At 33.0% G+C, this 12,982-nt stretch carries 19 protein-coding genes and 1 pseudogene; 17 read left to right on the forward strand and 3 right to left on the reverse strand.

What is annotated here, in order from left to right:
* The first annotated feature begins 1 nt into the window (after position 1).
* Positions 2 to 298: a hypothetical protein gene (locus K332_RS0119380; RefSeq protein ID WP_026908959.1), complete on the forward strand. Its 297-nt coding sequence runs from the start codon at positions 2 to 4 to the stop codon at positions 296 to 298.
* Positions 298 to 1,407: a siphovirus ReqiPepy6 Gp37-like family protein gene (locus K332_RS0119385; protein ID WP_026908960.1), complete on the forward strand. Its 1,110-nt coding sequence runs from the start codon at positions 298 to 300 to the stop codon at positions 1,405 to 1,407. The genes K332_RS0119380 and K332_RS0119385 overlap by 1 nt, the downstream gene beginning before the upstream one ends.
* Before the next feature lie 50 nt (positions 1,408 to 1,457).
* Here the strand turns inward: K332_RS0119385 and K332_RS0119390 are convergent, their stop codons facing one another.
* A complete protein-coding gene (locus tag K332_RS0119390; protein ID WP_026908961.1) occupies positions 1,458 to 2,426 on the reverse strand; it encodes an XcbB/CpsF family capsular polysaccharide biosynthesis protein in 969 nt (322 codons plus the stop codon).
* A 157-nt stretch (positions 2,427 to 2,583) separates the two neighbouring features.
* Here K332_RS0119390 and K332_RS0119395 point away from each other — a divergent pair, with 157 nt between their 5' ends.
* The 8 genes from K332_RS0119395 (at position 2,584) to K332_RS22965 (ending at position 8,506) form a co-directional block, all read left to right on the forward strand.
* Complete coding sequence (locus K332_RS0119395; RefSeq protein ID WP_026908962.1) at positions 2,584 to 2,802, forward strand: hypothetical protein; 219 nt, start codon at positions 2,584 to 2,586, stop codon at positions 2,800 to 2,802.
* Positions 2,803 to 2,873: 71 nt separating this feature from the next.
* The gene (locus K332_RS0119400) at positions 2,874 to 3,092 is read left to right on the forward strand and encodes a BhlA/UviB family holin-like peptide (RefSeq protein ID WP_026908963.1); all 219 of its coding nucleotides are present in this window, start codon (positions 2,874 to 2,876) and stop codon (positions 3,090 to 3,092) included.
* A gap of 42 nt (positions 3,093 to 3,134) precedes the next feature.
* A complete protein-coding gene (locus K332_RS0119405; RefSeq protein WP_036689448.1) occupies positions 3,135 to 3,386 on the forward strand; it encodes a phage holin family protein in 252 nt (83 codons plus the stop codon).
* Positions 3,383 to 4,255, forward strand: coding sequence for an N-acetylmuramoyl-L-alanine amidase (locus K332_RS0119410; protein WP_026908965.1), 873 nt, complete (start codon positions 3,383 to 3,385; stop codon positions 4,253 to 4,255). Before K332_RS0119405 ends, K332_RS0119410 begins: the two co-directional genes overlap by 4 nt.
* A gap of 244 nt (positions 4,256 to 4,499) precedes the next feature.
* Positions 4,500 to 7,109 (forward strand): hypothetical protein, encoded by a 2,610-nt coding sequence (locus K332_RS0119415; RefSeq protein WP_245604773.1) that lies wholly within the window; start codon positions 4,500 to 4,502, stop codon positions 7,107 to 7,109.
* Positions 7,110 to 7,112: 3 nt separating this feature from the next.
* Entirely contained in the window at positions 7,113 to 7,547 is a 435-nt protein-coding gene (locus K332_RS0119420) for a hypothetical protein (protein ID WP_026908967.1), read from the forward strand.
* Between the two features lie 421 nt (positions 7,548 to 7,968).
* On the forward strand, positions 7,969 to 8,184 hold the full coding sequence (locus tag K332_RS0119425; protein WP_026908968.1) for a hypothetical protein: 216 nt from the start codon (positions 7,969 to 7,971) through the stop codon (positions 8,182 to 8,184).
* Position 8,185: 1 nt separating this feature from the next.
* A complete protein-coding gene (locus K332_RS22965; RefSeq protein ID WP_051359546.1) occupies positions 8,186 to 8,506 on the forward strand; it encodes a YolD-like family protein in 321 nt (106 codons plus the stop codon).
* 32 nt (positions 8,507 to 8,538) lie between these two features.
* Here the strand turns inward: K332_RS22965 and K332_RS24070 are convergent, their stop codons facing one another.
* Both K332_RS24070 and K332_RS0119440 read right to left on the reverse strand, forming a co-directional pair.
* Positions 8,539 to 8,688: a hypothetical protein gene (locus K332_RS24070; RefSeq protein ID WP_156914239.1), complete on the reverse strand. Its 150-nt coding sequence runs from the start codon at positions 8,686 to 8,688 to the stop codon at positions 8,539 to 8,541.
* A 196-nt stretch (positions 8,689 to 8,884) separates the two neighbouring features.
* A complete protein-coding gene (locus K332_RS0119440) occupies positions 8,885 to 9,076 on the reverse strand; it encodes a helix-turn-helix transcriptional regulator (RefSeq protein WP_026908969.1) in 192 nt (63 codons plus the stop codon).
* Between the two features lie 313 nt (positions 9,077 to 9,389).
* Here K332_RS0119440 and K332_RS0119445 point away from each other — a divergent pair, with 313 nt between their 5' ends.
* The 7 genes and pseudogenes from K332_RS0119445 to K332_RS24750 all read left to right on the forward strand — a co-directional run bounded on the left by K332_RS0119445 (position 9,390) and on the right by K332_RS24750 (position 12,982).
* The gene (locus tag K332_RS0119445; RefSeq protein WP_026908970.1) at positions 9,390 to 9,710 is read left to right on the forward strand and encodes a hypothetical protein; all 321 of its coding nucleotides are present in this window, start codon (positions 9,390 to 9,392) and stop codon (positions 9,708 to 9,710) included.
* Positions 9,695 to 10,861: an FtsK/SpoIIIE domain-containing protein gene (locus K332_RS0119450; protein ID WP_036689395.1), complete on the forward strand. Its 1,167-nt coding sequence runs from the start codon at positions 9,695 to 9,697 to the stop codon at positions 10,859 to 10,861. The genes K332_RS0119445 and K332_RS0119450 overlap by 16 nt, the downstream gene beginning before the upstream one ends.
* Positions 10,785 to 11,375, forward strand: a complete 591-nt coding sequence (locus K332_RS0119455; RefSeq protein ID WP_026908972.1) for a replication-relaxation family protein — start codon at positions 10,785 to 10,787, stop codon at positions 11,373 to 11,375. Before K332_RS0119450 ends, K332_RS0119455 begins: the two co-directional genes overlap by 77 nt.
* 12 nt (positions 11,376 to 11,387) lie before the next feature.
* Positions 11,388 to 11,540 (forward strand): hypothetical protein, encoded by a 153-nt coding sequence (locus tag K332_RS24075; RefSeq protein WP_156914240.1) that lies wholly within the window; start codon positions 11,388 to 11,390, stop codon positions 11,538 to 11,540.
* Positions 11,541 to 11,715: 175 nt separating this feature from the next.
* Positions 11,716 to 11,994, forward strand: a complete 279-nt coding sequence (locus K332_RS0119465; protein ID WP_026908973.1) for a hypothetical protein — start codon at positions 11,716 to 11,718, stop codon at positions 11,992 to 11,994.
* 37 nt (positions 11,995 to 12,031) lie between these two features.
* Positions 12,032 to 12,394 (forward strand): annotated as a pseudogene (locus tag K332_RS24745) (DEAD/DEAH box helicase family protein); the annotation flags it as partial.
* A 123-nt stretch (positions 12,395 to 12,517) separates the two neighbouring features.
* A complete protein-coding gene (locus K332_RS24750) occupies positions 12,518 to 12,982 on the forward strand; it encodes a helicase-related protein (RefSeq protein ID WP_281170937.1) in 465 nt (154 codons plus the stop codon).

Here is a 12,982-nt window from a genome sequence, read left to right on the forward strand (position 1 = left end):
TATGATTTTTCATAAAATAAAAGGGACAAAAGCAACCACTTATTTTGATTTTCAGTATGATTTTACTGATGGAATATTTACGATAAGTAAGGGTTCTTATTATATCAACAATGAATTGCGTTATGAATCCAATGAATCTTTTACCTGTGAAATACAGAAAGGCAAGTATTACAATTTTGTATTAGTTGAAAGTGGGATTATTGTCATACATGAATGGTCTGATGAACCCATAATTGGATTGATTGATATCTTGGCGTGGGGTGACTCCACTCAAATGGAAGCGAAGTTGATGGTCTGATGCAAACTATAAAGCTATTATCCAAAGACTTGGAACAATTGGGAGAATTAACTGAATATGTAAGCTTAATGTTCACCCGCTCCTGGCACGAAGTGGGTGATTTTCAATTGGTTATACACCGTGAAGCGAATCTGGCAAATGAAATTCAAAAGGATTGTTTAATAGCCCTTAATAAAAATAAAGTGGCAATAGTAAAGCACCGTGAAATTCAACTAGACCAGAATGGTAAAGCAACAGAGAACTGGTTATTTAGAGGTTGGACACTAAAAGGATTAATGGATCAACGAATCACAGTACCACCTACAAATTTAGCTTATGATAATAAATCCGGAAATGCCGAAACAGTGATGAAGCACTATATTGATAAACATTTTGTTAATCCTGTTGACCCAAAAAGGAAAATGCCAAACTTAGTTATTGCGCCAAATCAAAACAGGGGTAGATATGTTAACTGGCAGAGTCGTTTCAAAATTGTTGCGGAAGAATTGACTGAGATTAGCCTCGCTAGTGATATTGGCTGGGATATAACACTTGATACAAAAAATAACCAATTTGTGTTTGAAGTATTTGAGGGAATGGACCGTAGTGTTAATCAGAACGAACGAAGCAACGTTTACTTTTCCCCAGAGTTTGGCAATGTAAAAACACAGTCATTTACTGATTCGGATATCAATAAGAGAAATGTTGGCTATGTAGGTGGGCAAGGTGAAGGTGTAGAGCGTGAGATCATTGAACTGGGTGATGCAGAAGGTTTTGAGCGGTATGAAACATTTATCGATGCCAGAGATATTGAAGATTCTAGTCAATTACCTGAACGTGGTCAACAAAAACTGAATGAAATGAAAAACGAAATGTTTTTCGAATCTCAAATTATGTCGCCCAATGGTGTTGAACCATTTGTGTATGAGAAAGATTATTTTCTGGGAGATATTGTAACCATCATGAATCGTGAGTGGGGTTTTATTGTAGATAGGCGGATAGCTGAAATAACAGAAATATATGAAGCTGGCGGTTTTAGGTTAGATGCGGTGTTTGGTCAAAGTAGACCAACTTTAATAGAAAAATTAAAACGAAAATTTAATGAACTGGATAACGTACTTAAGCAATAATAATCAACAATGCCCCTGTTATGATTCATGTACAGAGGCATTAATATAATCTAGAGATTGTATTCATCAGAACTAAAGAGCATATTCAGTATCATTAACTGCTCAGGAACTGAATTCCGTGAGACTTCTGGATGCGCTGTTATCATGTCATCAACCATGTCAATCATTTTAGTTTTATCTATATTTATTTTTAGAGCTTGTTCGTAATTAAACTTAACATGTCTGGAACAGATTATGTATTTTTGATCATTACTGCAATTGTTAAGGTTTTCATTTATGTCGTTGGTTAAATCTTCTTTTCGTAGATTTTTTAAAAAGTGAAAATCACTCTGGCTGTTATAGTAACCTAGATGAAGAATAGGATCTACCGCTAACGATTTTAAATCTAAAACACTACTGTGGTATAACGATCCTGTACCACCTTTAGATGCACCATATAGAACAACATTTTCTTTGCGAATAGCCAAATCAGAAATAACTTTTAATATCGCATTTTGAATATCCTTCTCATAGGATTGATAATTAGTAGTATTGACATAATGAGAGCCATGAGAGCAATTTAAATCCATAATTCTCATTGTGTATACATTTTTCACTAAATTTTTTTCAATGCCATCAAAGAATTTAGGGAACATTCTATTGGGCATTAAGTAAGAATCGAATTTTTTGTTATCAGGCATACAAGTAAACAATACTAGTAATCGTTTAGGAGCTGATTGATTTACTTTTCGACCAACTGGCTTATCTAAGGTATAAAACACGCCGTTTTCTTTTATTAAGTCTTTTCTTTGAAATAATTCATGAACATATTCTCGTTTATACAACTTTGATATATGTTTTTCGTGGAAGTAATGAATATAATCGTTTTCTAGCAAAGACTTATAAACCTTGTAAACTTTCTCGTCTTTTCTAGCCATTTGGATAATATTTAATCCACTTCCGGTATCAAATAAAATTCGTTTTTGGTTGTTAAATTTTATATTTTCGCTAAATAAATTGTAAATTTTAGTATCTTCCAATCTAGTATCCCCCCGTAAGAATGAGTTCATTTATTATTATATACTTACGGGCAATATAAATGAAATTAATGAATTTAAAATTTGATAGGATTGATAAATTAGTTAAAGGATTTTCTCCTTTTCTGTCGAATTAAGTAGATTAAAGGAGGGGAGATAGATGAATTTAAAGTTATTAAAAGAAGAAGAAATTCCACATTCAGGATGGGGAGCAGGGAACGGAAGTGTAATTACTGAAGAGTATGAGTGCCCTTGTGGAAAGGGTATTGTTACTTACGAAAAAGATGACATTCCTGGTTTTAGATCAAAAAGCCTCTATTGTAACTGCGAAGAGTGTAGAAAAAAATATACTTTTTCTAGAGGAACTGCGACAGAATAATAAACAGGCTAGTCTATTTAAAGCATCTCAATCGAGGTGCTATTTTTTATGTCTTAATTAGGGGGTTAGAAATGGATGCGAGTTTAGCACAATATTTTCTCACACAAGGACCATTTGCAGTTCTCTTTGTTTGGCTTTTTTGGTCATCGAGAAAAGAAGCAAGTGAAAGAGAAAAACAGCTATATCAAACTATAGATGATCAGAACGAAATACTTAAAGGGTTTAGCAGCAAATACGATATAGTCATTACAAAATTAGATGACATTGAGGACCGTTTACCTCCAAGGTAAGTGGTCTTTTTATTTTCCTTGAGAGGAGGTGAGAACGTGGAAATGTTAACTGAATACGTAGTTTTAGTTGTTGTAGCCATTTGTTTAGCTATTGGTTTTGTTGTCAAGAACAGCCTAGACATTATCCAGAATAAGTATATTCCGTTAATTATGGCAGTGCTTGGGGTTTTATTAAATGTCTGGCTTAACACAGGAGCATTTACTCCGGAAATTTTATTAGGTGGGTTAGCTTCCGGATTAGCAAGTACTGGGGCATTTGAGTTAATTAAAAATACGAGAAAGGATGTTGAATAATGAAATTATACTTAGACCCAGGTCATGGAGGAACAGATCCAGGAGCACAAGGTAATGGATTAGTGGAAAAAGTTCTAACTCTGGCAATTGCACTCAAAATTCGTGACCTATTAAAAGATTACAATCTAGATGTTCGCATGAGTCGCACCACTGATAAAACAGTAACTTTACCACAACGTACAGATGATGCGAATAAGTGGGGAGCTGACTACTTTCTTTCCATTCATATTAATGCATTTAATGGTAAGGCAAATGGATATGAGGATTTTATTCACGATAAGCTATCAAATACCTCTGAAACTGCAAAGATTCGAAACGTCATGCACGCAGAGATTATTAAGCTAGTAGACTTTAATAATCGTGGGAAGAAAAAAGCAAACTTCCATGTTATTCGCGAATCTAAAATGCCTGCTATGTTAACGGAAAACGGATTTATCGACAACAAAGAAGATGCAGCTAAGCTTAAACAAGATTCTTATTTAAATAAGATTGCCCAGGGGCATGCTAACGGAATTGTGAAGGCTTTTAACTTAAAGAAAAAATCAACACCTGTAAAAGATACCCCTAAATCATCTGGGAATGTTCACACGGTTGTAAAAGGAGATACACTTTGGAGCATATCTCAAAAGTATAATACAACTGTTTCGAAACTTAAGCAGTTGAACGGATTGAAGGATGATTTAATTCATCCAGGGGATAAAATTAAACTGCCTGGTGCATCTAAACCAGTGTATTACACGATTGAAAAGGGTGATACATTCTGGGGAATTGAGAAAAAAAAGAAAATCAAGCATGGGACTCTTCAAGAATTAAACCCAAACGTGAATCCCAAGTGGTTGAAAATTGGACAAAAAATAAGAATAAAGTAAGAATTTAATAAAACTAAAATAAGCATAGACAACTTATTCTAGTAATCGAATTTCATTATGAAAGCCCAGCTGCGGAAACAGTTGGGCTTTAAAAACAATACGGACTTTATTACTATATACAGAAATATTTCTATATGATAAAATAAGAACAAACGTTCCAATTGGAAGCGTTTTTACAAAAAAGCAGGAAAATAGTCATCTTTTGTAGAATATGTAATTTATCTACAAAAGGGGGAATATTGATTTGTCTACAGTACTTAGTCCAATTAACAAATTATTTAAAGAAAATGATAAAGAAAATACTAAATTTTGGAGATACATGGGAGTAGCGATCGATCGTATTAATGAGTATTCCGAAATAAGTTGTGATATTAAGTATAAAAGCACACTAAAAAGTCTTTCAATTGATGAAATTGAAGACTTCGAAGGAATATTAGGGATTGAAGAAAACGACCTGAGCAAAGATGATAAAATTAAGGGTCTTTGCGAAGAGTCTTATGAAACAAAAAAACAAATTTTAATACTAAAAGATTTTTTGAGCAGAAAGAAAAAAAGTGTTGTAAGTTATTATAATTCTGTTTCAGAGAAATATGATGTGATTTACTTAAACTCTCCAATTATTCAATTGAAACAGTTACTAGAAGATTCAATTTTACATATTATATCATTATATACTTTACACAACTGGTTAAATAAGGGTACCGGTAATATCTTTTCCCTGAGTAAAAGTATAGGTTATACAAAGGCTTTAGATTTACCTTCGAAAGAAAGTAAACATTTTGTAGACGAACTACATAAAAAATCTAAACAAAGTAATAATTATAGAGTGTTTGCATACACATCAAAGGAAAATAGTAAAGTTTTTGTAATCCTCTATAGGCAAGTAAATGATTCCTCAATACCAGATTTTGATGAACCCTTTAGAAATAAAGAGGTTGTGCCAATAATGTTTAAAATTAATACCGAAGAAGGTATTTTGGAAGTTAAATCAAAATTTATAAGTGAAATAAATTGGATCAAAGAATATATTGAGGAAAATTTTAATACCACTTTAACTGAAATTAAACCTGATTTATTTAAAGAATATGACTCTGATGTTGTAAGGAGTGCATTTTTAGAGGGGGTGTCTCCAAGTGGAAATGAAATCGATGATTTCACTATTAATAAAATTTCATTCAGAAGTAGTCCCTTGATTAATTCGCCTCGAGTTTCATTTGCATTAGAAAATGGAGATGTCTTCCCTTCAGTGAAAGATGCTTGGAGTAAGGACTGTTTAGATTTGGAAAGCATAAAGGATATTGAAAGTATATCTTTTAAATCACACAGTGTAAGAAGAACAATAAAATCCACAATATTTGATGATGGAAATATTCTTTTCTCAGTAGACGATAGTGGAATGGATATAGAAACTAAACGACAACTTGAAGATAAATTCATACAGAAATTCGGAATACCTTTAAACAAATTAATTACTAACACTAAGTTTATGGTTGGTAAGGCAGACGTTACTGATTATCTATTGACTTTGTCTAGTAAAAAAGAATTAACCGAAATAGAGGCAGATATCTTCGACAAATTGAAGAAGGACAATATTATTCAAGAGAGTGTTGAAGAAAATATATATTGTAAGAATGCTGAGTGTGAATATACGGAAACTTATCAAGGGGATATAGCGCAATGCCCTAGCTGTGGTTACTCTTTATTAGGTAGAGAAAAATATGAATTATTAGCACCATTAAATTTAAACATCCGGTCTTATATAAAAAGATTAATATCAACATTTTGTGATTTAAGTAATTGGGAATTAAGAGGTGAGCCAGAAAAGAGTTTTTATAGTAAAAATAATAAATATAAATTCTTTAATTTGGTTAATAATAGTTCAGGCGAGTCGTTCCAAATTCTAATTCATCAAGGTTCTATACAAAATAAAATTCTTGAGAAAATAAACCGTTCTCTAACACCAACCGTAATTATTTTTGTCGGTGTATCGGAAAAACACTTATCAAAATATAATAACCACTGTATTTTTCCAGTGAATTTTGGCAGGATTTATAATATGAGTAATCCAGCAGATATATTTAAGCAAATTTATGAGTCGATTGAACATAGATCGAAATCATATTTATCTAGTGTAGCTAATAAATCTTTCGAAATACTTAAGAACTTGCCTGTTCCGCAGGAAATAGATAAAAACTATTCACCAACTGATTTTGAAGATGATGTGTTTAATGTTCTCAAGGATATTTTTCCTAACGCTGATAAATGGGGAAGTAGTATGACAGGAAAAGAAGTGCCTGAGGGTATCTTCACTATTAACTATAATGTTCACGGCCCCGCTGAAAACAGAGAAAAATATGTTTACTCATATGATTGTAAATTAAATAAAAACCATAAAGGATATGATTTAGCAAAGGATGAACAAAGAAAAGCCTTTGACTATGTGGAAATGCTAAATCAAGTATCACATATTACCAGATATAGTACGAAAAAACAATTGAGCTCACATATCTTTATATCAAATAATTTTAATGAAAATAATTTCCATACAATGTCAGAATACTTTTATAAAAAACTTCCTATAGGTTACGATACTAGACCTATATTCTTACCAGTAGATGTTTTGGTATATTTCCATTCTGAATATAGAAAGAATTATTTTAGATTACGTAATTCACGAAATACCTTTATGCAGTTGGTTCATAAAGCATTAATAACAGATAAAATGGTGATTGATAAATATACTGTCGATGATATAATCTCTGAATCGCTTGATGAAGATCTTGCGGATTTCAAAGATATTAACATAATAAAAGTAAAGAAAGGTGTATTAGACAAAATAAAGAAGAGGGGATAGATAATGGGTTACTACATTAATTCCTCCGCAGTTGAAGATTTTGAAAATATTTTTATCGAAAGTATTAAAGATTCTATTCTTCAAATGGTTAATAAAAGCTTTTTACTGAAAAATCAACATCGCGAATTAAGTATTTCTTTTTATGAACACTACATTGTATTAATGAAAATTGAAAATAATACAGTCCTAGAACTAACCAGGATTAGTTATGAATACTTTATTCCGGACATGTTTCTAAGTGAAGTTTCAACCTTTCCCAACTTACCGCCAAGGTTAAAAAGATATAAAAACATGGGGGATTGCCGGTTTAGAAATGAAATAAAGGACTCATTAAAAGACGGCAAAATTATTGTTCAAAACAACAAAGTGCTTTGGCCAGACTATGGCATTATATTAAGAATTAGCCCTAATATTGCACTTGAAGGTATTGAAAATTAATTAAAACAGTTAAAGTTTTCTATCCATTTATATGTTAGTAAAATAACGTATAAATTAAAGCTCTCACTATTGTGGGAGCTTTTTATAAAAGATGAGATCAAAAGCATTACCAGTATCAAGAAGTTCCATTTCCAAATGGACCCTACTCTAATTAAAAAGTTTATAATAAACATTTGCACTAAGCACGCACTTTAAACCATATACTCATTACCCTTCAAAGCTATTATGAAGGGTAATATGAATGACAAAATTGGAACCGTTTCTACAAACATATTATTCCTTCCAAATCCTATCTTTCCATTCAAAGCCTCTATCGTGATCCCCATACAAATAACTACTCAAATATAAACAACCACTTGAAGGGAAACGAATGTTCGTGTATAATTAATGAAAACAAACGTTCTGTGGAGGAGGTTTAATTATGAAAAGATTATTCCTAAGCTCCATCGATAATAAGGAGAAAATCATAATCTTTTACATTGATAGTAAAAATAATGTTACGCAACGATATGTTCGTGTGATTAGCATGAATGATGATTCTGTCATCGCTTATTGTCTTTGGCGAAAAAAGATAAGAACCTTTAAATTAGAAAACATCCTTTCAGCTGGACCAATCAGAAAGAAGGTAGGCGCGTAGTATGACTGTAAATGATCGCGGAAATATCAAATGGACCGCAATGATGATGCCGGAGCATCACCAATTGCTACATCAAATGTGGGCGCAACAGGAACGTGAGGAAAAACCAGAACTTGATGAACAACAAGTGGAAGAGATAAATATGAAGCTGCAAGTCGCAATACACAACGATCTATTTGTTATTATTAAATACTTTAGTAATCACAATTTTAAGACAATTAGAGGTAAGCTTGAAAAAGTAGTATCACCACAGAACTATTTAGTGCTACGTGATGGAACTAAAATACAGTTAGACAATATTATTGATTTACAAATTGATTAAAGCCCCTCAAAGTGAGAGGCTTTTTTAATGTATTACTTATCGTAATTCTCATAATACTTTCTTAACATAGGATCCTTTCTATCAAGATATTCAAATGTGTCTTGTTCACTTTGTGTAGCTAATGGGTATATGATTCTTCTCCCGTCAAAATAAGGTTGAAATTCCTCTTTTTCTTTTTCCAATTAAATCACTCCTTAATTATCTTAGTATTATAATTCGATAATTTATAGGAGTAACCCTGCATTAAAAAGGAGAATTCAAGTTTTTCCTGAATTGGTTATTTTTTGATTGATTATAGTTGATTTTAGGAAAGTTTTCCTAGAAAGATGCCCAAACATATAAAAAATCCCCACTATAAAAAAGCGGAGATAAGTAGTGTTATTCTTTCTTGAATAGATCATCTACTTTACAGTTTAATATTTCTGCAAGTTTAAACGCATTCTCCAGTGACGGTTTACTATGGCCATTAATCCACCTCGATAAAACTGTCTGGCTGACTCCCATTCTTTCAGCTACTTCTTTTTTATTCATTTCTTTTTTTGCAATCCATAAGTTTATATAACTTTTCATTTTATCATCACCTAATATGTATATTCTTTGTAGTAATATAAAAACCCTTCATACTTTTAGTTAAAATATTTGAACTAATTTGTAATCAAGACAAACATACCCACATATGATTTATTAAACAGCTTCAAAAATTGCAATTCACTATTCATCACTTCGCTCTGTCATGTTCATTTGTATGTTAAGAAATATTTGCTTGTTTACATCTATCAAACTACTGATATAACAACAACGGAATATACCAAACAGAATACCAGGCCGGAAGTTTAAAAGGAAGTGAGAACGGAATATAGAACGGAAGGGAGGTCGGAAGGAATTGAAACTTGTTATTGGATCTAAAGTTCCTGATTGGTGGATTGACCCTAAGCCAAGAACAATAGATCAGTGGTGGAATGGGTTAGAGTGGCAAGATCATGTGCCGAAAGCAGAAATGTTGTATTTCAATGGATGCAATAGTGATAGTCTCACACAAGAGCTAATTTGTAATGCAGATGTATTAGCTTGGAGAATATCAGATTTAATTGGAATTGAATCGTTATATAAAATGGCAGCACATTCTGGAGAGAAGATGCGATTGGGGTTTGTGAATGAGTATAACAACATTGTGGAGTTGGTGAGTTCATGGACGTTATATTAGGTGGCGGAATTGCTGCAGTAACCATGTATGCATCTGCTAGATGGAATCCAACTGTAAGTGAAAAAAAGAAGATCATTCAGACATTAATCAATATTGGTTTTACAGTTAAAGACCAGGGACCAAAGCTATTTAAAATTAATAAAAAAGAGTACTGGATTGACTACATCTATAATGTACCGTTTGGAAAGATTGATGATGAGGACACACAACCCATTCTTGAAAAGACCTTGGGTAAACCGGTTAAAGTTCATTTTAAACAAAAATTATTTATTCGAGTGTATAATGATCAACTTCAAAAGAAAGTTCAATACAAAGATTTCCCAGCACTGGAAGGTTGGAGTATACCTGTTGGTAAAACTCAGGAGGAAATACTTTATCATGACTTTGATGAGATACCTCATTTAACAATTGCTGGAGCAACTAGGTGGGGAAAAACCGTATTTATGAAAGCAATGATCACACACTTAATCGAAAATCATCCTGACGATGTAGAGTTTTATATTCTTGATTTAAAAAGCGGTCTTGCTTTCCATAGGTACAATAATTTAAAACAAGTAAAGGTAGTAGCTGATGATTATAAAAGTTCAGCTGCAGCCCTAAAAGAAGTTGAAAGAGATATAAAGAAAACTATGCAGGAATTTAAACCTAAGTATTATGAGAACATTACTGAAACAGATATACCAATACGTAAATTTATTATCATTGATGAAGCTGGCGAGTTAATGCCTGATAAAAGTATGAGTGAGGCAGACAAAGAACATGCAAGAACCTGTAGAAGGATAATGAGCCACATAGCGCGAGTTTCTGGTGGGTTAGGCTATCGAATGATATTCGGTACACAATACCCAACTAAGGAAGTTATGGATAATCAGATAAAAGCAAATGCTTCAGCAAAAATATCTTTCAGACTCCAAACAGGTGTTCAATCGAAAGTGGCCATTGATGAGACTGGTGCAGAAAAGTTAGAGTACCCAGGTAGAGCGATTTATAAAACTGTTGATAATCATATTGTGCAAACACCATTCATTAGCAATGCAGAAATGTGGAAGAGACTAAGGAGGTATGAAGAAAAGAATGTTGCAGCAAGAGAGGAGACTGAAAAGAGAGGAACAGATACTATCAGCTTTGGAGAGTCTAACATATTCCACTAGGGAACAACTACAGGCTATTGAACAATTAGGGGGTGAGCGAAACGCCAGAAGGATATTGCTTGAGATGGAACAGAAAAAGCTAATTAATAGTGTTCGATATGATAAAAAGATTTATTATCTTTCCAATAAGGGGAGTGACCGAATAGGTAAAGGTGGTGTGAATTTAAAACGGTCATGGATCCAACACACATTAATGAGAAATGATTTATTCATTCTATTAGAACAGCCAAGCGATTGGAAAAAAGAATTTCCCGTAAAACGTAATGGAGAAACCTATCTTATACCAGATGCAATGTTTAAACAACATGAGATATATCACTTTGTAGAAATTGATAATACCCAAACAATGAAAACTAATCTTGAAAAAATTAAAAAATATAAGGATCTATTTAAGGATATAGAAAAACAATTTAAGCATAAGCCTGTGTTAATTTGGTATTCCCTGTCTCCGATACGAAAGGAAAAGTTAAGGGATGTATGCAAGAAGTCTGGTATTAATTTCAAAATATATTAAGGGGAGATTGCAATGGAAAAGATTTGGAAGGTTACTGAGACATTAATAAAGGTGATTGATGAAGAGGAAAACGCTGAAAGGAAAATACGTTTAATTGGTGTAGTAAAAGAACTGAAAAGTATCCATCAGAGTTGTATGGATGAATTAGTCGAGGTGATAGAATGAGTTATTTAACAGTAGCTGGGTTGTTGTGGGCTATTGTCGCAACCGAAAGAGCCTTTTATTATCGCTTTGAATGGCAATATAAAGAATGCGATTACTGCGAAAAGATTTCATAAAAGAAGGAATTCGACAATAAATGTAGAATAAATATAGTAAAAAGATACTAGGGGGAAGAATGTTGAATAAAATCGCATCAGCTATCAAAGTAATAGGGTGGCTAGCTATAGTAGGTGGAATTGTATTAGGAATTAATGCAGCAAGTTTTGAAGATTCTTTTTGGGTATTTGTAATTCATGCGCTATACGGAATTGGAATAGCCATTTTAGTATTTGGATTTGCAGAGATAATTAATTTGCTTCAAAAGAAAAGAGAATATGTGGAAATGCAGCATGATGTTTTAAAAGATATTCGATACGAATTAAAGTTAATAAAGGAAAATACTAAAAGAGCAGATTAATTTCTGCTCTGCATAATTTAAGTATTCATTTTCCGTTACTTGTGGTGCAGGAAAAACTGAAATGCTTTTCCAGGGTATAGAAGCGGGCCTTAAGTTAGGAAAACGAATATGTATTGCAACTCCACGAGCAGATGTTGTCCGTGAGCTAAAGCCCCGAATTCAAGATGCTTTTGAAGATGTTCCTATCCAAGCCCTTTATGGTGGAAGTGAAGATAAAGAGGGACCCTCCCAGTTAATTATTGCAACAACCCATCAACTACTTCGTTTTTATAATACCTTTGACATTGTAATTATTGATGAAATAGATGCTTTTCCATACCACAATGATGAATCCCTTCCATTCGCAGTGAATCGAGCAAAAAAAGAAAAGAACACAACAATCTATCTAACAGCAACACCAAGACAAGATTTGCGTCTACGAATAGCATTAAAACAACTTCCTCATATATTTGTCCCTGTTCGTTATCATGGAAATCCTTTGCCCGTTCCAACTTTAAGAATAAGTTACACGCTTAAGAAGTCTTTGAAGGAGAAAAAAATTCCGAAATCTTTACTTGAGTGGCTTGTGGAAAGAAAAAACAAAAAAAGACAACTACTTATTTTCGTCCCATCTATTAAATTAGCAGAGGAATTTAAAACCAATCTGCAAAAAGACCCTACTGCTCATCTAGGGAATATTGTTTCCGTGCATTCAGAAGATGAACAGAGAGTCGAGAAGATTAATCAGTTTAGAAAAAAGGAAATTAATGTCTTAGTAACAACGACCATATTAGAACGAGGGGTGACATTCCCATCTGTTGATGTTGTGGTGTTAGATGCGGGACATGCTGTATTTGATGAAGCAGCATTAGTTCAAATTGCTGGACGTGCAGGGCGAAGTGCGGATGATCCAACTGGAGAAGTTATTTTTCTTCATGATGGAAAAACAGAGGCAATGATTCGAGCAACACAATCCATAAGAATAATGAACAGAAGAGGAGGTTTTTAG

Source organism: Paucisalibacillus globulus DSM 18846 (assembly GCF_000482485.1).
Taxonomy (GTDB): Bacteria; Bacillota; Bacilli; order Bacillales; family Amphibacillaceae; genus Ornithinibacillus; species Ornithinibacillus globulus.

What these genes read in the sequence shown, in the direction of transcription:
- K332_RS0119380 (WP_026908959.1), top strand. Translation starts at nt 2, where the DNA reads ATGATTTTTCATAAAATAAAAGGGACAAAAGCAACCACTTATTTTGAT.
- K332_RS0119385 (WP_026908960.1), top strand. Translation starts at nt 298, where the DNA reads ATGCAAACTATAAAGCTATTATCCAAAGACTTGGAACAATTGGGAGAA.
- K332_RS0119395 (WP_026908962.1), top strand. Translation starts at nt 2,584, where the DNA reads ATGAATTTAAAGTTATTAAAAGAAGAAGAAATTCCACATTCAGGATGG.
- K332_RS0119400 (WP_026908963.1), top strand. Translation starts at nt 2,874, where the DNA reads ATGGATGCGAGTTTAGCACAATATTTTCTCACACAAGGACCATTTGCA.
- K332_RS0119405 (WP_036689448.1), top strand. Translation starts at nt 3,135, where the DNA reads ATGTTAACTGAATACGTAGTTTTAGTTGTTGTAGCCATTTGTTTAGCT.
- K332_RS0119420 (WP_026908967.1), top strand. Translation starts at nt 7,113, where the DNA reads ATGGGTTACTACATTAATTCCTCCGCAGTTGAAGATTTTGAAAATATT.
- K332_RS0119425 (WP_026908968.1), top strand. Translation starts at nt 7,969, where the DNA reads ATGAAAAGATTATTCCTAAGCTCCATCGATAATAAGGAGAAAATCATA.
- K332_RS22965 (WP_051359546.1), top strand. Translation starts at nt 8,186, where the DNA reads ATGACTGTAAATGATCGCGGAAATATCAAATGGACCGCAATGATGATG.
- K332_RS0119440 (WP_026908969.1), bottom strand. Translation starts at nt 9,076, where the DNA reads ATGAAAAGTTATATAAACTTATGGATTGCAAAAAAAGAAATGAATAAA.
- K332_RS0119450 (WP_036689395.1), top strand. Translation starts at nt 9,695, where the DNA reads ATGGACGTTATATTAGGTGGCGGAATTGCTGCAGTAACCATGTATGCA.
- K332_RS0119455 (WP_026908972.1), top strand. Translation starts at nt 10,785, where the DNA reads ATGTTGCAGCAAGAGAGGAGACTGAAAAGAGAGGAACAGATACTATCA.
- K332_RS24075 (WP_156914240.1), top strand. Translation starts at nt 11,388, where the DNA reads ATGGAAAAGATTTGGAAGGTTACTGAGACATTAATAAAGGTGATTGAT.